Origin of the sequence: Pseudomonas sp. ARP3 (genome assembly GCF_001029595.1) — a bacterium.
GTDB lineage: Bacteria > Pseudomonadota > Gammaproteobacteria > Pseudomonadales > Pseudomonadaceae > Aquipseudomonas > Aquipseudomonas rhodesiae.
Genome location: NZ_LEKF01000020.1, coordinates 33,498 through 53,684 on the forward strand (window position 1 = coordinate 33,498; position 20,187 = coordinate 53,684).

Below are 20,187 nucleotides of genomic sequence, written 5' to 3' on the forward strand. Positions count from 1 at the left end.
AGCACAACGAGCTGCCTAGCTGTGAGAAATGACAGTCACGACCAACGGTCATTCGTCCGCTATAACACCACCAAGGACACAGAATCGCCGCCGATATTTGCCACATAGCCATGGGAGCCGTCTGGAGCCACCACCACTGCGCGTGGCTTGTTGAAGCCGGCGTATGTGCCGATCAACTGCCGCGAGCGCGTGTCGATAATGCCCAGTAGGTCGCCGTCGGTCTGCGACACGTAGGCACGGTCGCGACCGCGTTCAAAGGCGATATGCAAGGGCCCGGATAACCCTATCAGTCGCTGGGGGATGCCGTGATTCACGGTATTGCCGATCGTGACGCTGCCGCCTGTCCGGCTGACGATGTAGACCTCCGCCCCCCTGGGATTGTGGGCAATTGCACTGGGCGCCGAAGGGGTGTCGACGCTATCGATCAGGGTGTTGGTGTGCAGATTGAGAATCGACCAGTCAAAAAATGTAGCCACATGTGCGCGGTTGTTATCGGGGCTGACGACCACGTCAATCGGCTCGCGCACTGGAATCGAGGACAGGCGTTGATGGTTGGTGGTGTTGATCACCACCAGCTCTGATGCGCCTGTATCCGCCACATACAAGCGGGAACCGTTGGCGTTAAGAGTGATACCTGCGACCGTTGTAAACCCGGTGATGGTATCGATCAGCGTGTAATCCTGTGTGTTGTAAATGCGAATAGGCGTGTTGACCGCAACGCTGTTGTCCGTCACGTACAATCTTGGAGCGGTTGGATTGATCGCGATGTGCAAGGGCGTCCCTGGCACTGCGAAGTGGTGAATGACACGGTTGCGCAGTGTGTCGATTATCCAGATAGACGTGTCGCCAAACGCGCAGGCGACATACAGCAATTCTCCGTTCGGGCTCAGCACTATGGCGTTCGGCGCACGACCCACCGCAATAGTTGCAAAAACGCCGACGGTATTGGTGATCCTGTAGTGAGCGGTACGCAAGCGGATGGCCGAGGTCTTGTTGGCACTGCCGTTGAGCGATACCCGTACTTCAATCGTCAAGGTGCTTTGAGTAGGCAACGAACGCAGGTAATCGGCGGGTATCGTGACCTCCACGCGCCCGGCGCTGAATTGCGCGGCGGTCAGTGGTACGCCATCAAGCAGGGCAAGATTGGCTGCGCCCTTGAGATCGACCCATATCGCCTGCCCGACGCTTATGAACGGCCATGCAAGCATCAGCACGCTATTAAGCATGTTGGCTCTTACGATGCCGTTCGATGCCTGAGGCACGGTGACCAGATCCAGCATCTGCTCCTGGAAAGGGTCGATGGTCAAGGTTAAAAGCTGGGAGGCGGTGTCGGCACCGGCGCGGGTGACGATGTAGGACAACACAGCTTTTCGGCCCAGATTGGCGGAGATCACTTTGTTGCTCAGGATGAAATCCACATAGCCCTTCGCGGGGTCGCCTGGTCGCGGAGCAATGCTCGGCGTTCCTTGCCCGTGAGTGCCAACGAAACTCGGTTGAATATCGTCGCTGGCCAGCATCGGTGTGTAGCTTACTCGCAGTGTGCATATCGGCGGGTTCAGAACGTGTTGCGGGTTGAGCCTGGCGCTGTTCAATCCCGTGACTGTGCTCTCCAGCACCAGTGGCACCGGCAATTGCAGGCGACTGCCGACGGTGATCACCAGTGCCTTGGAGTAGCGGGTGCGCTGGCCCGGTTTTTCTACCCGATAATAAATGCGAGCCGAACCGTTGAGGTTGGCGAGAATGAACTGTCGTTGGATGACAACCGCCAACTCCTGCCCGACCCATGGTGGGGTGATGAGAAATGCATCGGGTGGGGCGCTGCCGCCGACTGCACTGCCTTCGCAATACAGAGTTACCGTGGCGTCTACAACGAAAGCAGCGTTAGCCGGGACTCTCACATCGGCATTGCCCAGGGATACGTCGGGGTCGAAGGTGAAACCGGGGGCAGGCGCTTGCAGTACTTCAGGCTGGGCCAGTGCGTCCAAGGGGTCGCCAATGCGCAATGACAAAATGTCAGAGGGGGGCCGTTGGCCGATATGGTTGATGAAGTAGTAGAGCATCAGTTCGCCGCTATCCAGTTGGCGGATGTCGCCGTCAGCGCTGTTGGGCAGTTCGAATACGATGCTGTCCTCGCCCGCCACTGCGACATACTCCCGATAAAACCGGTGGCCGTAGACGTTAGCGCCCTCTAGTACCAACGTGACGCAATCAAACGGCTTTTGCCCTGTGTAGCTCGTGATCGTGACTAATACCGGATCGGTCAAGGGGGGCAGGACGCCGCCGCTGGCGGCCGGCACTTGCGGCGCCGCGAGAGCGGTTTGCTCGGGGGTTCCCGTGACTCGGACGAAGGCGTTTTCAGAGGGCACGTTGGCCTGACCTGCGCGGACCCGTTCATAACTGAGTTCGATCATGGCGCCGATAAGCGCGCGTACATCGGCATTGGGCCACGGGACGTCGGTGAAGGTGGGTGTCGTCGACGTGATACTGACGGTGTAGGTTTTATCAACGTCGCCGCCGTCCAGCGCGCGCCCTCGAAGGGTCAGTCGAGCTTCGTCGCCCAATGCCCAGCCTTTGCCAGCAACAGCGAACCTGAGGGTTGCGTCTTTGCCTAGCAAGGCGTCCGCATCCAGCGTTCCTGTAGGTGCCTCGACAACGTGGGCAGGGTCCAGCAGGCGTTCGTTGGGATTAAGCCGCACTTCAATCAGTTGCGTCGGCGAGCGGCCCGGCGCGTGGTTGCCTACTTCATCGATGACATCGTAGGCGCAGGTCTGGTAGCCGCTGCCGATCTGCAGCCATGTGCCGTAATAAACCATGATTGAAATCGGCAGTGTGCTGCTGGCTTCGTTCTCGGTCACGGAATGCTCAATGATTTGCCCACCGATAATCAGGCGAATGCGATCACGAACCGCTCGGTGAGTAGTGGAAGGGCGGGTGAGGTCGGAGGGATAAAAGGGAATTCTCACCGCGACCCCGCGTTGGGCTGCGGCTGAATCGATCAAAAAATGTGCAGGTTGAGGGCGTGGCAGTTGTTCATTTACCCACGGCGGCTGTTGAATAAGGTCGTTGCCGGTTGGCGCTACGGTGTCGATCTTGAGAGTCAGGCGCTGGGTTTCTTCTGCACGCTGATCAGGGTGCGTCACCCGAAAAAACACAGGTCCTACCGCGCCCTCATCCAGTCGCGCCATGGATATGTGCAGGCTGATCGACTTCCCATCGCGCGCCTCCTCCTTGCTGACGTTATGGTGATCGATCGGTACCAGCAAGTCGCCGCAGAACAGTTGGATAAGATCGCCTTCTACCTGACCGGCGTAGGTGCGCAAGATGCAAATCAGGCCGGGGCTGCCATGGTTCTCCAGCAACAGTTTGTACACGCCACCGGAGAAGCCCGCGACTGGCGTCGTCAGGCCAGGAATGTTGGGGGCTAGTTGCCCAACGCTAGGGCGCGCGGTCGGAACCGGAGTCATGCTTGACACCTCGTGCGGATGCTCGAATCACATGCGGATTGAACGCCGAACGAGGCAGCTAGGCTAACTGTGAGAAATGACAGTTGCGACAGACGGTACGGTCCTGCGTGGGAAGCCCGCTACGGCTGGCGATTCCATCGTCGGAACAAGGGTTCCGCCAAAAACAGCACAAACAATAAACGCATCACCTGCATCGCCGTCACCAGCGGCACTGACAGTTGCAGGGTTTCGGCCGTAAGACTCATCTCGGCAATGCCACCCGGCATCATGCCCAGGGTCAGCGAGCGCAGGTCCAAGTGGGTGAGGGCGCTCAGGCCCACGGCGGCCAAGGTCGCCAGCGCCATGGTCAGAGCGGTGCCGACTAAAGTACGAGCCATGAACGACGGCGCGCGGCGGAAGAACTGGCGGTTGAAATGGCAACCCAGTCCACTGCCGATCAGCCATTGGCCGATTTGGCTGCCGCCGTCGGGCAGGCCGATATGCAAATCCCAGACAACGCTGGCGGTCGCACTGACCAATAACGGGCCGAACAACCATGGGTTTGGCTGACGCAGGCGCTGCCAACCCCAGGCCACCAGAGCCCCCAGCGGAAACAGCAACGCCAGCCACGCCCAACTCACCGGTGCCGGATGAAACTGCGGCGCGCCGCCCCCCAGCACATACTTGAAGATCGCCGGTACGCACAGCACCACCGCCAGCACGCGCAGGCTCTGCCCCGCCGCGACACGGCTGAGCACCGCGCCGTTGCGTGCGCCGAGGTTGACCATCTCACCGGACCCGCCCGGCATGCTGGAGAAAAACGCGGTGGCGCGGTCTTCACCGCTACGGCGCATCAGCCACACGCCCACCACGCTCGACAGGCTGGTGACCAGCGCGCCGAAGAAGATCAGGCCGAAGTGGCTCATCACCTGCTCAATCACCACTGGGGTGAAGTGCAGGCCGATGCCGATCCCCACCACCCATTGGCCGCATTTACGTCCGCCGGGAATCTCCGCCAACTGCCAGGGCGTGAGGCAACGCACCAGAATGATCGCCAGCAACGAGCCGACCATGTACGGCAATGGCCAGCCGATCAGGCTGGCCAGGTAACCGCCGGCCAGGCCGACCAGCGGTGTTCCCCACCAATGTTTAAGGGTGACCTCAGACATTGGCCACAGCGCGGCGCTGTTGGGCGCGTTTGCGCCAGATCCGCAGCAGCGGCACGAACAGCATGATCGCGGTCAGTACCCAGACGCCAAAGGTGATCGGGCTCGACCACAGAATCTCCAGCGCACCGTTGGAGATCGATAGCGCACGGCGCAGGTTCTGCTCCATCAGGCCGCCGAGGATAAAGCCCAACAGCACCGGCGACAGCGGGAAGTCCAGCTTGCGCAGGATGTAACCGAAGATGCCGATCCCGACCATCAGGAACAGGTCGAAAGTGGTGGCATGCACCGCGTACACACCGATCGCGGTGATGATGGCGATCACCGGCACCAGCGCCCAGTTCGGCACCGCGAGGATGCGCGTGAAGATCCGGATCATCGGGATGTTGAGGATCACCAGCATGATGTTGGCGATAAACAACGAAGCGATCAGGCCCCAGACAATGTCCGGTTGCTGTTGGAACAGCAGCGGGCCGGGGGTGATGTTGTACAGCGACAGGGCGCCGATCATCACTGCGGTGGTGCCCGAGCCAGGTACGCCCAGGGTCAGCATCGGCACCAGAGCGCCGCAGGCGGATGCGCCGATCGCGGTTTCCGGGGCGGCGAGGCCGCGCATGTCGCCCTGGCCGAACTTGCCGCTGGCACCAGCCATGCGTTTCTCGGTCATGTAGGCCACGGCCGAGGCCAGCGTTGCACCGGCGCCCGGCAACACACCCATGATGAAGCCCAGCAGGCCGCAACGGATATTCACCACGAATACCGACGCCGCTTCCTTGACGTTGAACATCATGCGCCCGGTGGCCTTGACCGCTTCCTGGCCACGGTGGGTTTTTTCCAGCAGCAACAGGATCTCGCTGATGGAGAACAGGCCTAGCACCAGAACAACGAATTGGATGCCGTCGGTGAGGTGGATATTGTCGCCGGTAAAACGGTAAACGCCGCTGTTGGCATCGATGCCGACTGCCGACAGGAACAGGCCGATCAACGCCGCGACGAAGGTCTTCAACGGCTTGTCACCGGCCATGCCGCCCAGGCAGACAATCGCGAACACCATCAGTACGAAATATTCCGCCGGGCCGAAGGCAATCGCCCATTTGGCCAGCAGCGGCGCAAACAGCACCATGCCGCAGGTGGCGATGAACGCACCGATGAACGAACTCCACGCCGACAAAGACAGCGCCACACCGGCCAGGCCTTTGCGGGCCATCGGGTAGCCGTCGAGGGTGGTCATTACGGTGGAAGCTTCGCCCGGGATGTTAAGCAGGATCGAACTGATCCGGCCGCCGTATTCGCAGCCCAGGTACACCGCCGCCAGCAGGATCAGCGCCGATTCCGGCGGCAGGCCCAGGGCGAACGCGATGGGGATCAACAGCGCCACGCCGTTGATCGGGCCCAGGCCCGGCAGCAGGCCGACCACGGTGCCGATCAACGTGCCGCACAGCGCGGTCACCAGGTTGTAAGGGGACAGCGCCACGCCAAAGCCCTGGCCCAAGTAGCCAAAAGTATCCATATCAGTTCTCCAGAACGTCGAGCAGGCCAAGGGGCAACGGCACATCCATGACCTTATCGAACAGCAGGTACAAACCGATGGCCATCAGGGAGACGATCACCACGCTGGGCATCCAGCGGCCGCCGTACAGGCGCGCCATCGGGATGCCGATCAGCATGCTGCTGAGGATGAAGCCCAGCGGTTCGAAGGTGGCGGCGAACACAATCAGCAGCACCACGCAGAGGCTGATCTTGATCAGGGTTTCGCGATCCAGCGCCGGTTCTTCTTCGGTGTGCTTGGTGGCCTGCGGGCGAATCAGCATGTAGATCAGCGCCAGGCTCATCAGCCCGAGGATCAGCAGCGGGTAGGCGCGGGGCCCTACCGGCTCGTAGGAAAACGACGCCTGATAGGGCCAGGCCATCAGCGCCAGACCGGCACAGGCCAGCAGCAGCGCGGCCGCGAATATGCGTTGTAAGAGCATGTTGAACTCCTGGGCCATGCCTGGGGTTTACCAGGCATGGCCGCGCGACAGAGGGGGCGATTACTGGATCAGGCCGAACTCTTTGGCCAGCACTTTGTAGTCAGCCACCTGTTTCTTCACATAGGTGTCCAGCTCCGGGCCGGTCATGGCGAACGGGAACAGCTCGCGCTGGTCACGCAGCTTGGCGAACTCTTCGGAGGCCAGCAGTTTGTCGAACGCGTCTTTCCACCAGGCGTACTCGGCATCGCTGACTTTTGGCCCGAGGTAGAAGCCGCGCACCACTGGCCACACGATGTCGTAGCCTTGCTCTTTGGCGGTCGGGATATCCTTCATTTCCGGCTCGTTCAGGCGCTGCTCGGAGAACACCGCCAGCAGACGCATGTCGCCGCTGAGGATGTGCGGCATGGAGTCGGAGATGTCGGTACTGCCCACTTGAATATGACCACCAAGCAGGGCCGTGGCGATTTCACCGCCGCCTTCGAGGGCCACATAGCGCAGCTCGCGCGGGTTGATCCCGGCGGCTTTGGCGATCAGGGCGGTTTGCATCCAGTCCTGGCTACCGACGGTGCCGCCGGAACCGATCACCACGCTGCCCGGATCTTTCTTCAGGGCTTTGACCAAATCATCGAGGGTCTTGTAGGGCGAATCGCTTTTTACCGCGATGGCGCCGTAACTGGTGCCGACCGCGGCCAGCCAACGTACGGCGCTTTCATCGAAACGCCCGAACTTGCCTTGCGCCAGGTTCAGCAGCGAACCGCTGGACCAGGCCACCAGCGTACCGGCATCCGCTGGACGCTGTGCGACCACGGCGTTGTAGGCCACCGCGCCGACGCCGCCGGGCATGTAGGTCACGCGCATCGGTTTGCTCAGCAGTTTCTCGTTGACCAGTGCGCTTTGCGCCAGTTTGCAGGTCAGGTCGAAACCGCCGCCGGGGGAGGCCGGGGCGATGCATTCCGGGCGCTTGGGCTCGTCAGCGGCCAGCAGTTGGCCGGCGAACAACATGCAGCCGGCGGTGAGGGCCAATTTACGCAATGAAAGGGTCATGGGTGTCTCCGTCGTTTTTGTTATGAGGTTCTACTGCCAGGCACTACTTACCAGAGCGCGACGCTGTAGCTGACGAGCAGGCGCGTTTCATCCGATCCGCAGTCTTCGAAAAGGGCGGTTTGGCTGAGCGACGAAATAAAACCGGCAAGGGCGGTCTGGGTCGGGCGGGAAATACGAACAGGCGGGCAAGTCTGGGGCTGTGTCGACAGCATCGTGGTGCACTCCGGTATTGTTCTTATTTTTACGAAAACGCATCGAGGCGCTTTTCGGGCGCTGCGGATTAGGCAACTGGGTGGGCAAGACTCACCGTGAGCTGGATGCTAAAGGGCGAAGCTTTCACTAACCTTTCAGCCACCTTTCAATGTTTTCGGGCTTCACAGGGCACCGGGCGCCTGTAAACTCCCCGCCAAAGCGTGGCATCGACCACTCCTGAATGAGGCAGAAAACCATGCGTGTCCTTCTGGTTGAAGACCATTTGCAACTCGCCGACAGTGTGGCCCAAGCGCTCAAGAGCACGGGTTTGACCGTCGACGTGCTGCACGACGGCGTCGCCGCCGACCTGGCCTTGAGCAGCGAGGACTACGCGGTGGCCATCCTCGATGTGGGGCTGCCGCGCATGGATGGTTTCGAGGTGCTCGCACGTTTGCGAGCCCGGGGGAAAAATCTGCCGGTGCTGATGCTGACCGCGCGAAGTGACGTCAAAGACCGTGTGCATGGCCTGAACCTGGGCGCCGACGATTACCTGGCCAAGCCTTTTGAACTGACGGAACTGGAAGCACGGGTCAAGGCCCTGTTGCGTCGCAGCGTGCTGGGCGGCGAGCGCCAGCAAACCTGCGGCGTGCTGGTGTACGACTTGGACACCCGGCGCTTCACGTTGGGCGGCGAACTGCTGACATTGACCTCCCGTGAACAGGCGGTGCTCGAAGCGCTGATCGCGCGTCCGGGCCGGGTGATGAGCAAAGAGCAACTGGCCTCCCATGTGTTTGGCCTGGACGAGGAGGCCAGCCCCGATGCGATCGAAATCTACGTGCATCGCCTGCGCAAAAAACTCGATGGGCAACCGATCGCCATCGTGACGTTCCGCGGCCTTGGCTACCTGCTGGAAGCCCGCGATGCATAAGCCCAGCAGCCTGCGCTGGCGCCTGCTGTGGAACCTGGCGCTGTTGCTGGTGCTGTTGATGTTGGCCAGCGGCATGAGTGCCTACTGGAACGGTCGCGAAGCTGCCGATACCGCCTACGACCGTACGCTGCTGGCGTCGGCACGAACCATCGCGGCCGGCCTGACCCAGGTGGACGGCACTCTCAGCGCCAATGTGCCCTATGTGGCCCTGGACACCTTCGCCTACGATAGCGCCGGGCGCATTTACTACCAGGTCAACGACATCGATCAGAAGCTGATCTCCGGCTATGAGAACCTGCCCGGCCCGCCGCCCGGCACACCGCGTACCGATGATTACCCGGCCCTGGCGCGTTTCTACAACGCCAAGTACCAGGGCCAGGAAGTGCGCGTGGTCAGCCTGCTTAAAGCGGTTTCCGAGCCGAACATGAACGGTATGGCGGAAATCCGCGTGGCCGAGACCGACGAAGCAAGGGTCAGCATGGCCCGTAGCCTGATGGCCGATACCCTGCTGCGCCTGGGCATGCTCGCGGTCGGTGCGTTGCTGCTGGTGTGGTTTGCCGTGAGCGCCGCGCTCCGCCCGCTGGACCGTTTGCGTAAAGCCGTGGAGGAGCGTCAGCCCGACGATCTGCGGCCGCTGCCATTGGTGGAGGTGCAACATGAATTCGGCCCGCTGGTCAGTTCCCTCAACCACTTCACCGAGCGCCTGCGCGGGCAATTCCAGCGCCAGGCGCAGTTTATCGCCGATGCGTCCCACGAACTGCGCACTCCGCTGGCCGCACTCAAGGCCCGCCTGGAGTTGGGGTTGCGCGCCGAAGACCCGGCGACCTGGCGCAGCACCTTGGAAACCGCGGCTCAAGGCACTGATCGCCTGACCCATCTGGCTAATCAGTTGCTGTCCCTGGCGCGCATCGAGAACGGCGCCCGGGCGATTGCCGAAGGCGGCGCGCAGTTGTTGGATCTGAGTCAGTTGGCCCGCGAACTGGGCATGGCCATGGCGCCTCTGGCCCACGCGCGCGGCGTGGCCCTGGCGCTGGAAGCCGACGAGCCGGTGTGGCTGCGCGGCGAACCGACACTGTTGAACGAACTGCTGAGTAACCTGGTGGACAATGCCCTGGCGCACACGCCGCCTGGTGGCAACGTGATCCTACGGGTGATGGCGCCGGCGGTGCTGGAGGTGGAAGACGATGGCCCGGGCATCCCGCTGGATGAACGGGATCGGGTCTTCGAACGGTTCTATCGGCGTAGCCAGCAGGGTATGGGCTCGGGCCTGGGCTTGGCGATTGTCGGGGAAATCTGCCGGGCGCATCTGGCGCAGATCAGTCTGCATGATGGCAAGCGGGCAGGTTTGAAAGTGCGGGTAAGTTTTATCGCCGGTTGATTCAGTAGAACATCGACCGTGCTTCATCCAGTTCCGCACGCAGGCTGTCGCTGTAGGGGTCGACGCGCAGCTTTTTCATGGCAGGGATCTCGGAAACCACCACGTTTGCCAGGGGGTGACTGGTGCCGCGGTGGCAGTACAACACGGCGACTTGCACGAGATCAATGTAGTCGAGGCGGTCGGAGTCACGCTCGAAGTTCAGGTACTGCCCCGGCAGTTTTGCCAGCATTTCGGGAAAGTCCCAGCCACTGAGCAACTTATCGCCCAGCTTAGGATGGATGCTGTCGATCACATGATTGAGGCTAACCGGGTCTGCCAGCAGCTCGTAGTGGTCTTCGGCGTAGGTGAGGATCGGCAGCACGCCGATCTGGTGCACCAGGCCACCGAGTGCCGCCTGATCCGGCTTGAGCTGGCTGTGGCTGCGGCACAAGGCATAGCTCACGCCCGCCACTTCCAGGCTGCGGCGCCAGACATCGCGCATTTTCTGTTCGACGACTTCGGAGCGGGCGTGAAAGATCTGCTCCATCACCAGGCCAATCGCCAGGTTGCTGCTGTAATTGGTGCCCAGCCGCGTGATGGCGGTGTGCAGGTCGGTGACTTCCTGAGTGGCGCGCAGCAGCGGGCTGTTCACCACTTTGATCAGGCGTGCGGACAGGGCGGTATCGCGACCGATCACTTTGCTCAAATGGCTGATGCTGATTTCCGGGTCTTCGGCAGCCTGACGAATCTTAAGGGCCACTTCCGGTAATGTCGGCAGAACCAGGTCATCGTTATCGATAGCCTTGACCAAAGCCTGTTGGACTTTTTCCGCCAGCTTGTTCATTCATGATCTCTAGGGTGTTGCAAAAAAGTATGACGACTAGCGTTGGATCTCTCGATCACGGTCGAGGGTATAAGGCAAGTCAAGCAGTCGCAGACCTGGGCCTTCAAGCGTGCCTAAATGCACATCGCCACTATCGGCAGCTTCGGCTTGCAATACGGCCAGAAGTTCAATGACCTGGTCAGCTTTTGCTGCGATCACCACTTCACCGATCGAGCTGCTGTGGCTCGGCGAAAACAGAGGAGTTCCTGGCTCGGGCATTTGCGCCGAATCAAGGCTTAAGCGGTACAAGCGGCGCTTGAGTTTGCCCAGGTACTGCATACGCGCGACGATTTCCTGGCCGGTGTAGCAGCCTTTTTTGAAACTCACACCGCCCACGGCTTGCAGGTTGAGCATTTGCGGGATGAACAGTTCACGAGTTTGCGGCATGACTTGGCCTATACCGGCGCGAATCTGGCCCAGCAGCCATTCATTCAAATCAGCTTGATCAAGGGTTTCACTCAATTGGGCTTTGACGGCGTCGGCTCGATCCGAGGGTACCCAGAGTTCGCTGCGGTCGGGTGAGACCCGAATCGCGATCAAGTGCTCGTTGCGGGCTACGCTATCGGTCTCGGCCGGCAGCTCAAGCCCGAGGTTGGCCAGGGCCGAATCCGCATTCACCAGACCGAAACGGGACCAGGCGGCACTTTCGTCGGTCAGCTTGGACTTGGAGAACACCGCGTATTTTTTCAGGTCGGCCAGTTGCGGCTCCAGTAGCTCGGCCGCCATTGCCAGCAACACGCCATCGCCTTGCAACAAGATGCGAAAGCTCGACTGCATGCGCCCTTTTTGCGTGCAGCGCGCGCCCAGGCTGGCTTGGGTATCACTCAGGTAATTGAGGTTGCAGGTCAATTGGCCTTGCAGGAATTTAGCAGCATCGGCGCCGCGGACGGCGAGGACACCTTCGTGGATCAGGGGGCAGAAGAAAGCAGAGTCAGCCATGGTTCATCGCAGGTCAAAAAGTCATGGGTGCATCATAGAGGGGCGCCCGGCAAATGGATAGTTTCCGTAGGGGCGACCAAAGCCGACTGTTCCACAGCTGTCGGGCCTGTATACTTGCGCTCTATTTGAGGAGCGCTCCATGGTCGAAGATGTAGAACTCAATCGCCTCTACTGGCACAGCCGTCGCGGCATGCTTGAGCTGGATGTATTGCTGGTGCCTTTCGTCAAAGAGGTTTATTCCACCCTTAATGAAGTGGACCGCAAGGTGTATGTGCGTCTGCTGGAGTGCGAAGACCAGGATATGTTCGGCTGGTTCATGGAGCGCGCCGAGTCGGACGATCCGGAACTGCAGCGTATGGTTCGGATGATTCTGGACCGTGTCCAGCCCAAGTAATCGCTTTGAATGTCGCTGGCGGCCGTCACGGCGGCTGCTGGTGGCGTATCTTTTCGCCCAACTGTTCGCATTGGGTGCGTTGGCATTGATTGATCTCGCTTTCTCAACTCTGGCGATAGTGCTGTGTCTGGGGCATGCCGCCTGGGTTTTGCCGCGACACATTCTGTTGTCACACCGTTCGTCGATTCGAGGCCTGCGACGCGATGAGGACGGCTGGCAATTATTCAGTGAGCAGCGTGGCTGGCACGCCGTGCAGTTGCTCCCGGATAGCTTGGCGTTGCCCCTGGTCGTGGTGCTGCGATATCGGGTCAAGGGTCAGTGGTGGGCGCGTTCGATCTGTGTGCCCAAGGACGCGCAGGCGGCGGATACACACCGGCGCCTGCGGGTACGCTTGAAGTTCAGCCGGCGTAGGTGGCTGGCACCAGGATAGTGTCGCGGGCTTCGGGGAGCATCTGCGGGTAGTCGAGGGTGTAATGCAGTCCTCGGCTTTCCTTGCGTTCCATGGCCGAGCGGATCATCAGCTCGGCCACCTGAGCCAAGTTGCGCAGCTCGATCAGGTCACGGCTGACTTTATAGTTGCTGTAGAACTCGTCGATTTCATCCAGTAGCAACCGCACCCGATGTTGTGCCCGTTGCAGGCGCTTGTTGGTGCGCACGATGCCCACGTAGTCCCACATGAAGCGCCGCAGCTCATCCCAGTTGTGGGCGATGATCACGTCCTCGTCCGAGTCGGTGACTTGGCTGGCGTCCCAGCGGGGCAGGGCGGCCGGCACCGGAATTCGCGGCAGTTGCTCAAGGATATCCACCGCCGCTGAGCGGGCGTACACGAAGCACTCAAGCAGCGAGTTACTAGCCATGCGATTGGCACCATGCAGGCCGGTGAAGCTGGTTTCACCAATGGCATAAAGGCCGGGCACATCGGTGCGGCCATGCTGGTCAACCATCACACCGCCGCAGGTGTAGTGCGCGGCCGGTACGACGGGGATCGGGCCTTTGGTGATATCGATATTGAAGGCCAGGCAGCGCTCGTAGACGGTGGGGAAGTGCGTCTTGATGAATGCCTCGGGTTGATGGCTGATGTCCAAGTAGACGCAGTCGATGCCCAGGCGCTTCATTTCATGGTCGATGGCGCGGGCGACGATATCGCGCGGGGCCAGTTCGGCGCGGGGGTCGAAGCGCTGCATGAAGCGTTCGCCGTTCGGCAGTTTCAAGTGCGCGCCTTCGCCGCGCAGCGCTTCGGTGATCAGGAAGCTCTTGGCCTGCGGGTGATACAGGCAGGTGGGGTGGAACTGATTGAACTCCAGGTTGGCCACTCGGCACCCCGAGCGCCAGGCCATGGCGATGCCGTCGCCGCAGGCACCGTCAGGATTGCTGGTATAGAGATAGACCTTTGCCGCGCCGCCCGACGCAAGAATGGTGAAGCGCGCGCCGTAGGTATCGACCTCGCCGCTGCTGCGGTTGAGTACGTAGGCGCCGAGACAGCGCTCGCCTTCCAGGCCCAGGCGCTTTTCGGTGATCAGATCGACGGCGACGCGTTGCTCCAGCAGTTCAATGTTGGGGCGTTGACGGGCCTGATCCAGCAATGTTCTGAAAATAGCCGCGCCGGTGGCATCGGCGGCATGGATGATGCGGCGATGGCTGTGGCCGCCTTCACGGGTCAGATGGAACTCGAAACCGCCGTCGTCGGCGCTGGCGTGTTCGTCACGGGTGAAGGGTACGCCTTGATCGATCAGCCATTGGATCGCTTCGCGGCTGTGCTCAACGGTGAAACGCACCGCTTCTTCATTACACAGCCCGCCACCGGCGTTGAGGGTGTCTTCGACATGGGACTGCACCGTATCGGTGTCATCCAGCACGGCGGCAACACCGCCTTGAGCCCAGAATGTCGAGCCATTGGCCAGGTCGCCCTTGCTCAGTACGGCGATGCGCAGGTGGCTGGGGAGGGTCAGGGCAAGACTCAATCCGGCTGCGCCGCTGCCAATCACCAGAACATCGTGTTGAAATTGTTGGCTCATTTGAAGGATTCCGCAAAAAGCGATCCAAGGACTAGTGGCGCTGACGGGACGCCTGGATCGGCGAATCAAAGGGTCACACGGCCCACTAGTATATAGAGGGGGGGAGCGGCACAATAGCCAGGCATTCGTGGCAATGTGAGATTACGGTGCGCGGCTTGGGTATAATCCGTCGGTTATTGAATTGGGAACTTTTTGCATAAGCCCCGACTCAATAGCAGGTTGCCCGAAAGCTGGGAAAACGTTGAGTTTATTGGCCCGTCGGGAGCATTGGACGCGTCAGGAAACCGACGACAAGATTATTCGCGCAGCCGGCGTTGCCCGCGCTGCGTTTTTCGTGTGTGCCAAATCAGTGCATGCCGGAAACTTGCTTGGAGGGGGAGAACTTTTGCGAAAAGTCCGAGTCTATGTTTGCAAGCCTGATCGTTTAGTTATGCAAGCCTCCTTCAAGTACAACGAGGAGTGTTCATGCTAACCCAGGAAGAGGATCAGCAGCTGGTCGAGCGCGTACAACGCGGCGACAAGCGCGCATTTGATCTGCTAGTGCTGAAATACCAGCACAAAATTCTCGGGTTGATCGTGCGATTTGTGCACGACACCCACGAAGCGCAGGACGTTGCACAGGAAGCCTTTATCAAGGCGTACCGTGCACTCGGTAATTTTCGCGGTGACAGTGCGTTTTATACGTGGCTGTATCGCATCGCCATCAACACGGCGAAGAACTATCTGGTGTCTCGCGGACGCCGCCCACCAGATAGTGATGTTAGTTCAGAAGATGCAGAATTTTACGATGGTGATCACGGCCTCAAAGATCTCGAGTCGCCGGAGCGTGCATTGCTGCGCGACGAGATCGAAGGAACCGTTCATCGCACAATTCAGCAATTGCCAGAAGATTTGCGTACGGCGTTAACTTTACGTGAATTCGATGGTCTGAGTTATGAAGACATTGCGAGCGTCATGCAATGTCCGGTGGGGACTGTAAGGTCACGGATTTTCCGGGCCCGGGAAGCCATCGACAAAGCCTTGCAACCGTTGTTGCAGGAAAACTAAAGACAGCGGCGACAGCCAAGAGAGGAACCGCCATGAGTCGTGATGCCCTGCAGGAATCGCTGTCCGCAGTGATGGATAACGAAGCGGATGAACTGGAACTTCGTCGAGTGCTCAACGCATTCGATGACGCCGAAACCCGTGATACCTGGTCTCGTTACCAAGTCGCTCGGGCGGTGATGCACAAGGATCTTCTAATCCCTCGTCTGGATATTGCTGCGGCCGTTTCTGCCGCGTTGGCTGATGAAGCCGTTCCGGCAAAAGCTGCCCGTGGTCCATGGCGTAGCCTGGGTCGCCTTGCAGTTGCTGCCTCGGTGACTGTCGCCGTGTTGGCGGGTGTTCGTCTTTACAATCAGGACGAAATTGCCGGTGCCGAATTGGCCCAGCAGACTCAGCAACCGGTCATGGCTGGCCCGCAAGTCAAAGGTCCGGCAGTGCTCGCAGGCTATAAGGAAAGCTCCGACGCCACCGGCCCTATGGCCAACGGTGTATTGCAGGGGCAATCCGGTTGGCAGGATCAGCGTCTCCCAGGATACCTGCGTCAACATGCACAGGAATCTGCCCTGAAAGGCACTGAAAGCGCTCTGCCATACGCTCGCGCCGCTAGTCTGGAAAATCGTTGAACCGCTAAGGAGCTCTATGCGCGCCATACCGCTCCTTACGCTTTTGCTCAGTGGTTGGTTTGTACTTCCCGCCCATGCCGATGAAGCCCAAGACTGGCTGAGTCGACTTGGGCGCGCAGAGCAACAGCAAAGTTTCGAAGGTACGTTCGTCTACGAACGTAACGGCAGCTTTTCCACCCATGACATCTGGCACCTTGCCCAGAATGGGCAAGTCCATGAGCGGCTTTTGCAGCTTGATGGCTCTGCTCAGGAAGTTGTGAGAGTGGACGGCCGCACACAATGCGTAAGCGGCGCGTTAGTCGCCGGGCTTGGCAATTCTCGAAACGCCTCTTCCCGTGTGCTCGATCCGCAGAAACTCAATCAATTCTATGATCTGGCCGTGATAGGGAAATCCCGTGTTGCTGGCCGAAATGCTGTGATTGTGTCTATCACTCCTCGTGACCAATACCGTTATGGATTTGAACTGCATCTGGATCGTGAAACCGCCCTACCGCTCAAGTCCTTGTTGCTCAACGACCAAGGTCAGTTGTTGGAGCGCTTTCAGTTCACTCGCTTGAATACGGCGATTTCGCCTGAAGATCGTAACTTGCAACCGAGCAAGGATTGCACGCCGGTCGCAGCGGTAAACAGCGACGAGTTAGAGATAGCACCAACCGAGGCGTGGCACTTGGAATGGTTACCGCCGGGGTTTCAGTTAACGAATTCCAGCGCGCGCGAGGATGCCCACACCAAAAACACCATCGACAGTTTGATGTATGAAGATGGTCTGGCAAGATTTTCGGTGTTTCTTGAGCCCATCAGTGATGGCGGTGTCACGGAAAACCGTACGCAGCTAGGCCCCACTGTCGCGGTCTCCCGTCGCTTGAATACGGTTGACGGCGAAATGATGGTGACGGTTGTTGGCGAAATCCCTATCGGTACCGCCGAGCGTATTGCGCTGTCGGTGCGCGGTGAAAAAAAGGCAGCCGCTAAGCCTTTGCCGTGAGTTGTTAATTCTATGTTCATCCTGATCTTTCAATTTACAACCATGCACGCTTGGCTGCCGAGAGCATGAAATGTCTGGATCAGGATTTTCACTTGCAAAAATCTTCCATCTTTTTTATAGGTCAGAGTTTGTCGGCTCTGGCCTTGTTTTGTTCGCGGAACAAAAACGGCGGACGCAGTTTCCGGCGTTTCTTGAACCCTATCGCTCAACCTTGCTCGTTGTAACGGGAGCTGTATGTCGATACCACGTTTGAAATCCTACCTATCCATAGTCGCCACGGTGTTGGTGCTGGGTCAGGCTGTGACCGCGCAAGCGGCTGAGTTGCCTGACTTCACCCAACTGGTTGAGCAAGCCTCGCCTGCCGTGGTGAACATCAGTACCACGCAGAAGCTGCCAGATCGCAAAGTGTCGAACCAGCAGATGCCGGATCTTGAAGGCCTGCCGCCGATGTTGCGCGAGTTCTTCGAGCGTGGGATGCCACAACCGCGCGCCCCCCGGGGGGGCGGTGGTGGTCAGCGTGAAGCGCAGTCTCTGGGTTCGGGCTTCATCATTTCGCCGGATGGCTACATTCTCACCAATAACCATGTCATTGCCGATGCAGATGAAATTCTCGTACGCTTGGCTGATCGCAGTGAGCTCAAGGCCAAACTGGTTGGCACCGATCCACGCTCCGATGTGGCATTGCTGAAAATCGACGGCAAGGACCTGCCTGTGCTGAAGCTGGGCAAATCCCAGGATCTGAAGGCCGGTCAGTGGGTAGTCGCCATTGGCTCGCCGTTTGGCTTTGACCACACGGTCACCCAAGGCATCGTTAGCGCCATCGGTCGTAGCCTGCCAAATGAAAACTACGTGCCGTTCATCCAAACCGACGTGCCGATCAACCCGGGCAACTCCGGCGGTCCGCTGTTCAACCTGGCCGGCGAAGTGGTGGGTATCAACTCGCAGATCTATACCCGGTCCGGTGGATTCATGGGCGTATCGTTCGCTATCCCGATCGACGTGGCCATGGACGTTTCCAACCAGTTGAAAAGCGGCGGCAAGGTCAGTCGTGGTTGGTTGGGCGTAGTTATCCAAGAAGTGAACAAGGATCTGGCTGAATCCTTCGGCCTCGACAAGCCGGCGGGCGCGCTGGTCGCACAGATTCAGGATGATGGCCCGGCGGCCAAGGGTGGCCTGCAAGTGGGTGACGTGATCCTGAGTATGAATGGCCAGCCAATCGTAATGTCCGCCGATCTGCCCCATTTGGTGGGCGCACTCAAGGCCGGCAGCAAAGCCAAGTTGGAAGTGATTCGTGGCGGCAAGCGCCAGAACGTTGAGCTAACTGTCGGTGCGATTCCTGAAGAAGGCGCCACCCTCGATGCCCTGGGCAACACCAAGCCAGGCGCCGAGCGCAGCAGCAACCGTCTGGGGATTGCCGTAGCCGAACTGACGGACGAGCAGAAAAAAGCCTTCGACCTCAAGAGCGGTGTAGTAATTAAAGAAGTGCAGGATGGACCTGCTGCGTTGATCGGCCTGCAGCCGGGCGATGTGATCACTCACCTGAACAATCAGGCGATCGACAGCACCAAGCAATTCACTGATATCGCCAAAGCATTGCCGAAGAATCGTTCGGTGTCGATGCGCGTACTGCGCCAGGGCCGCGCCAGTTTCATCACCTTTAAACTGGCCGAGTAACCTGCCAGCTCAATAAAAAGCCCCGCGTTCGTTTGACGAAGGCGGGGCTTTTTTGTGGGGGATGGTTTAGCTCATCATGCCTTTGACCAAGCGTTCCTGCTCGATCAACTCACGCTGGCGTGCATCGATACGTGATGACAGTGGAAAGTTGTTTCCGGCCCTTCGCTTGGCAAAGTCCAGTTGCTGGATGGCCTGCTGGAAGTCGCCCACCAGCGCAAAGTATTCGGCACGGGCCTGGTGCAGGCCGATGATGTTGCCGGACAAGCCACGTGTTTCGGCGACCTGATACCACACATCTGGATCATCCGGGCGCGATTTGAGCAGCCCATCCAGCGCCTTTTCCGCATCGGCGGTGCGATTCTGCTTGAGCAGCAGGTCAACCCGAACCTGATTCAACGGGTAGTTGCTGGGGTACTGGGTCAACATCCTGTCGGTGCGTTGCTGGGCGTCGGGCAGGCGGTTGTTGATGATGTCCAGTTCGATCTGCGCCAGATTGTAGGTGATGTCGTTGGGCGCCTTGGCCAGCAGCGGCGCCAGGTTCTCCCGGGCTTCCTTGAGTTGCGTGCCTTTGATCTGGGCGATGGCCAGGCCGTAGCGCGCCACGTCGTTTTTCGGGTTTTCGTCGAGTTGCGCTTGGAAGCGTTTGGCGGCGAGGCCAGGGGTGTCTTCGTATCTCAATTGCACTCGCGCACGTATCAATTGGTAGCGCAGGCTGTCTTCCTTGCCGCCTGGCTTAGCCTGTTCGGCCCGGTTACGGGTGTCGGCGATCCGAGACTCTGTCACAGGGTGGGTCAGCAGGAATTCCGGCGGTTTGGCATCGAAGCGGTACTGGCGCATCAAACGCTCGAACATGGTCGGCATGGAGCGCGGGTCGTAACCAGCTTTTTCGAGGTTGACGATGCCGATGCGGTCCGCCTCTTGTTCGTTTTGCCGGGAGAAACGGCGCTGCTCCTGGATCGCGGCGGCCTGGGTGCCGGCAATCGCGGCAATGCCAGCATCGCCTGCGCCCGCTGCCGCCGCAATGATGCCACCCAGCAGCGCAGCCATCATCGGCACTTGCATGCGCTGTTGGGCTTCAACGCCTCGTGCGAAGTGGCGCTGGGACAAGTGAGCCAATTCGTGGGCTAACACCGAGGCGTATTCCCCTTCGGTCTGGGCATTGAGGAACAGTCCACCGTTGACCCCGACAATTCCGCCTGGTGCGGCAAATGCGTTCAGTTGTGGGCTGTTGATCAGGATGAACTCCAGACGTCGGTCGTTGACCTGGCTGGTCTCCACCAGTTTGTAAACGCTGGTCTCGACATAATCCTTGAGTTGCGGGTCGTTGAGTTGCGACACCTGGCCCCGCAAGTACGCCAGCCAAGCGCGGCCCAGTTGGTACTCCTGCTGCGGCGAGACAATGGCAGAACTGGCGTCGCCCAGCGACGGCAGGTCATCGGCGAAGCCTGGGGAGGCCAGCAGGCAAGCCAGCGTCAGCAGGGTAGGGCGCAAAAAATTCATGCACAGGGCCTTTCGACAAAGAGCTTACTG

Annotated in this window: 18 protein-coding genes; 8 read left to right on the top strand and 10 right to left on the bottom strand. The window is 59.8% G+C overall.

Annotated elements, in window-relative coordinates; all coding sequences use genetic code 11:
- Positions 1–59: 59 nt before the first annotated feature.
- The 6 genes from ABX75_RS20785 to ABX75_RS29135 all read right to left on the bottom strand — a co-directional run bounded on the left by ABX75_RS20785 (position 60) and on the right by ABX75_RS29135 (position 7,835).
- Positions 60–3,464, bottom strand: coding sequence for a YncE family protein (locus ABX75_RS20785; RefSeq protein WP_047882577.1), 3,405 nt, complete (start codon positions 3,462–3,464; stop codon positions 60–62).
- A 119-nt stretch (positions 3,465–3,583) separates the two neighbouring features.
- Positions 3,584–4,612, bottom strand: coding sequence for an AbrB family transcriptional regulator (locus ABX75_RS20790; protein ID WP_034096382.1), 1,029 nt, complete (start codon positions 4,610–4,612; stop codon positions 3,584–3,586).
- Positions 4,605–6,119 (bottom strand): tripartite tricarboxylate transporter permease, encoded by a 1,515-nt coding sequence (locus tag ABX75_RS20795; RefSeq protein WP_034096383.1) that lies wholly within the window; start codon positions 6,117–6,119, stop codon positions 4,605–4,607. Before ABX75_RS20795 ends, ABX75_RS20790 begins: the two co-directional genes overlap by 8 nt.
- Before the next feature lies 1 nt (position 6,120).
- The gene (locus tag ABX75_RS20800; protein WP_034096384.1) at positions 6,121–6,579 is read right to left on the bottom strand and encodes a tripartite tricarboxylate transporter TctB family protein; all 459 of its coding nucleotides are present in this window, start codon (positions 6,577–6,579) and stop codon (positions 6,121–6,123) included.
- Positions 6,580–6,639: 60 nt separating this feature from the next.
- The gene (locus tag ABX75_RS20805; protein ID WP_034096385.1) at positions 6,640–7,623 is read right to left on the bottom strand and encodes a tripartite tricarboxylate transporter substrate binding protein; all 984 of its coding nucleotides are present in this window, start codon (positions 7,621–7,623) and stop codon (positions 6,640–6,642) included.
- A 47-nt stretch (positions 7,624–7,670) separates the two neighbouring features.
- A complete protein-coding gene (locus ABX75_RS29135) occupies positions 7,671–7,835 on the bottom strand; it encodes a hypothetical protein (protein ID WP_177449827.1) in 165 nt (54 codons plus the stop codon).
- A gap of 236 nt (positions 7,836–8,071) precedes the next feature.
- On the opposite strand from ABX75_RS29135, the gene ABX75_RS20810 reads away from it, so the two are divergent.
- Both ABX75_RS20810 and ABX75_RS20815 read left to right on the top strand, forming a co-directional pair.
- On the top strand, positions 8,072–8,743 hold the full coding sequence (locus ABX75_RS20810; RefSeq protein ID WP_034096386.1) for a response regulator: 672 nt from the start codon (positions 8,072–8,074) through the stop codon (positions 8,741–8,743).
- Positions 8,736–10,121: a sensor histidine kinase gene (locus ABX75_RS20815; RefSeq protein ID WP_034096387.1), complete on the top strand. Its 1,386-nt coding sequence runs from the start codon at positions 8,736–8,738 to the stop codon at positions 10,119–10,121. Before ABX75_RS20810 ends, ABX75_RS20815 begins: the two co-directional genes overlap by 8 nt.
- A gap of 1 nt (position 10,122) precedes the next feature.
- Here the strand turns inward: ABX75_RS20815 and ABX75_RS20820 are convergent, their stop codons facing one another.
- Both ABX75_RS20820 and ABX75_RS20825 read right to left on the bottom strand, forming a co-directional pair.
- Positions 10,123–10,944 (bottom strand): HDOD domain-containing protein, encoded by an 822-nt coding sequence (locus ABX75_RS20820; protein WP_034096388.1) that lies wholly within the window; start codon positions 10,942–10,944, stop codon positions 10,123–10,125.
- Between the two features lie 36 nt (positions 10,945–10,980).
- Positions 10,981–11,922: a folate-binding protein YgfZ gene (locus tag ABX75_RS20825; protein WP_047882578.1), complete on the bottom strand. Its 942-nt coding sequence runs from the start codon at positions 11,920–11,922 to the stop codon at positions 10,981–10,983.
- Between the two features lie 139 nt (positions 11,923–12,061).
- On the opposite strand from ABX75_RS20825, the gene ABX75_RS20830 reads away from it, so the two are divergent.
- Both ABX75_RS20830 and ABX75_RS20835 read left to right on the top strand, forming a co-directional pair.
- A complete protein-coding gene (locus ABX75_RS20830) occupies positions 12,062–12,316 on the top strand; it encodes a succinate dehydrogenase assembly factor 2 (RefSeq protein WP_034096390.1) in 255 nt (84 codons plus the stop codon).
- Positions 12,300–12,746: a protein YgfX gene (locus ABX75_RS20835; RefSeq protein WP_082136184.1), complete on the top strand. Its 447-nt coding sequence runs from the start codon at positions 12,300–12,302 to the stop codon at positions 12,744–12,746. Before ABX75_RS20830 ends, ABX75_RS20835 begins: the two co-directional genes overlap by 17 nt.
- On the opposite strand, the gene nadB is transcribed toward ABX75_RS20835, so the two are convergent.
- Positions 12,715–14,331, bottom strand: a complete 1,617-nt coding sequence (gene nadB, locus ABX75_RS20840) for an L-aspartate oxidase (protein WP_034096392.1) — start codon at positions 14,329–14,331, stop codon at positions 12,715–12,717. The two genes, ABX75_RS20835 and nadB, sit on opposite strands and share 32 nt — an antisense overlap.
- Before the next feature lie 465 nt (positions 14,332–14,796).
- Here nadB and rpoE point away from each other — a divergent pair, with 465 nt between their 5' ends.
- From rpoE to ABX75_RS20860, 4 genes are all read left to right on the top strand, one after another.
- Positions 14,797–15,378 (top strand): RNA polymerase sigma factor RpoE, encoded by a 582-nt coding sequence (rpoE, locus tag ABX75_RS20845; RefSeq protein ID WP_003172477.1) that lies wholly within the window; start codon positions 14,797–14,799, stop codon positions 15,376–15,378.
- Between the two features lie 32 nt (positions 15,379–15,410).
- Positions 15,411–15,998 carry a sigma-E factor negative regulatory protein gene (locus tag ABX75_RS20850; RefSeq protein WP_034096393.1) on the top strand — a complete coding sequence of 196 codons (588 nt, stop codon included), beginning with the start codon at positions 15,411–15,413 and terminating at the stop codon, positions 15,996–15,998.
- Positions 15,999–16,014: 16 nt separating this feature from the next.
- Entirely contained in the window at positions 16,015–16,983 is a 969-nt protein-coding gene (locus tag ABX75_RS20855; RefSeq protein ID WP_034096394.1) for a MucB/RseB C-terminal domain-containing protein, read from the top strand.
- Between the two features lie 234 nt (positions 16,984–17,217).
- Positions 17,218–18,657, top strand: a complete 1,440-nt coding sequence (locus tag ABX75_RS20860) for a DegQ family serine endoprotease (protein ID WP_034096395.1) — start codon at positions 17,218–17,220, stop codon at positions 18,655–18,657.
- 66 nt (positions 18,658–18,723) lie between these two features.
- On the opposite strand, the gene ABX75_RS20865 is transcribed toward ABX75_RS20860, so the two are convergent.
- Entirely contained in the window at positions 18,724–20,157 is a 1,434-nt protein-coding gene (locus ABX75_RS20865; protein ID WP_034096396.1) for a M48 family metalloprotease, read from the bottom strand.
- Between the last annotated feature and the right edge of the window lie 30 nt (positions 20,158–20,187).

Bases quoted from the DNA above. Each gene is read 5' to 3' on its own strand.
- ABX75_RS20785 (WP_047882577.1), bottom strand. From the start codon at position 3,464: ATGACTCCGGTTCCGACCGCGCGCCCTAGCGTTGGGCAACTAGCCCCC.
- ABX75_RS20790 (WP_034096382.1), bottom strand. From the start codon at position 4,612: ATGTCTGAGGTCACCCTTAAACATTGGTGGGGAACACCGCTGGTCGGC.
- ABX75_RS20795 (WP_034096383.1), bottom strand. From the start codon at position 6,119: ATGGATACTTTTGGCTACTTGGGCCAGGGCTTTGGCGTGGCGCTGTCC.
- ABX75_RS20800 (WP_034096384.1), bottom strand. From the start codon at position 6,579: ATGCTCTTACAACGCATATTCGCGGCCGCGCTGCTGCTGGCCTGTGCC.
- ABX75_RS20805 (WP_034096385.1), bottom strand. From the start codon at position 7,623: ATGACCCTTTCATTGCGTAAATTGGCCCTCACCGCCGGCTGCATGTTG.
- ABX75_RS29135 (WP_177449827.1), bottom strand. From the start codon at position 7,835: ATGCTGTCGACACAGCCCCAGACTTGCCCGCCTGTTCGTATTTCCCGC.
- ABX75_RS20810 (WP_034096386.1), top strand. From the start codon at position 8,072: ATGCGTGTCCTTCTGGTTGAAGACCATTTGCAACTCGCCGACAGTGTG.
- ABX75_RS20815 (WP_034096387.1), top strand. From the start codon at position 8,736: ATGCATAAGCCCAGCAGCCTGCGCTGGCGCCTGCTGTGGAACCTGGCG.
- ABX75_RS20820 (WP_034096388.1), bottom strand. From the start codon at position 10,944: ATGAACAAGCTGGCGGAAAAAGTCCAACAGGCTTTGGTCAAGGCTATC.
- ABX75_RS20825 (WP_047882578.1), bottom strand. From the start codon at position 11,922: ATGGCTGACTCTGCTTTCTTCTGCCCCCTGATCCACGAAGGTGTCCTC.
- ABX75_RS20830 (WP_034096390.1), top strand. From the start codon at position 12,062: ATGGTCGAAGATGTAGAACTCAATCGCCTCTACTGGCACAGCCGTCGC.
- nadB (WP_034096392.1), bottom strand. From the start codon at position 14,331: ATGAGCCAACAATTTCAACACGATGTTCTGGTGATTGGCAGCGGCGCA.
- rpoE (WP_003172477.1), top strand. From the start codon at position 14,797: ATGCTAACCCAGGAAGAGGATCAGCAGCTGGTCGAGCGCGTACAACGC.
- ABX75_RS20850 (WP_034096393.1), top strand. From the start codon at position 15,411: ATGAGTCGTGATGCCCTGCAGGAATCGCTGTCCGCAGTGATGGATAAC.
- ABX75_RS20855 (WP_034096394.1), top strand. From the start codon at position 16,015: ATGCGCGCCATACCGCTCCTTACGCTTTTGCTCAGTGGTTGGTTTGTA.
- ABX75_RS20860 (WP_034096395.1), top strand. From the start codon at position 17,218: ATGTCGATACCACGTTTGAAATCCTACCTATCCATAGTCGCCACGGTG.
- ABX75_RS20865 (WP_034096396.1), bottom strand. From the start codon at position 20,157: ATGAATTTTTTGCGCCCTACCCTGCTGACGCTGGCTTGCCTGCTGGCC.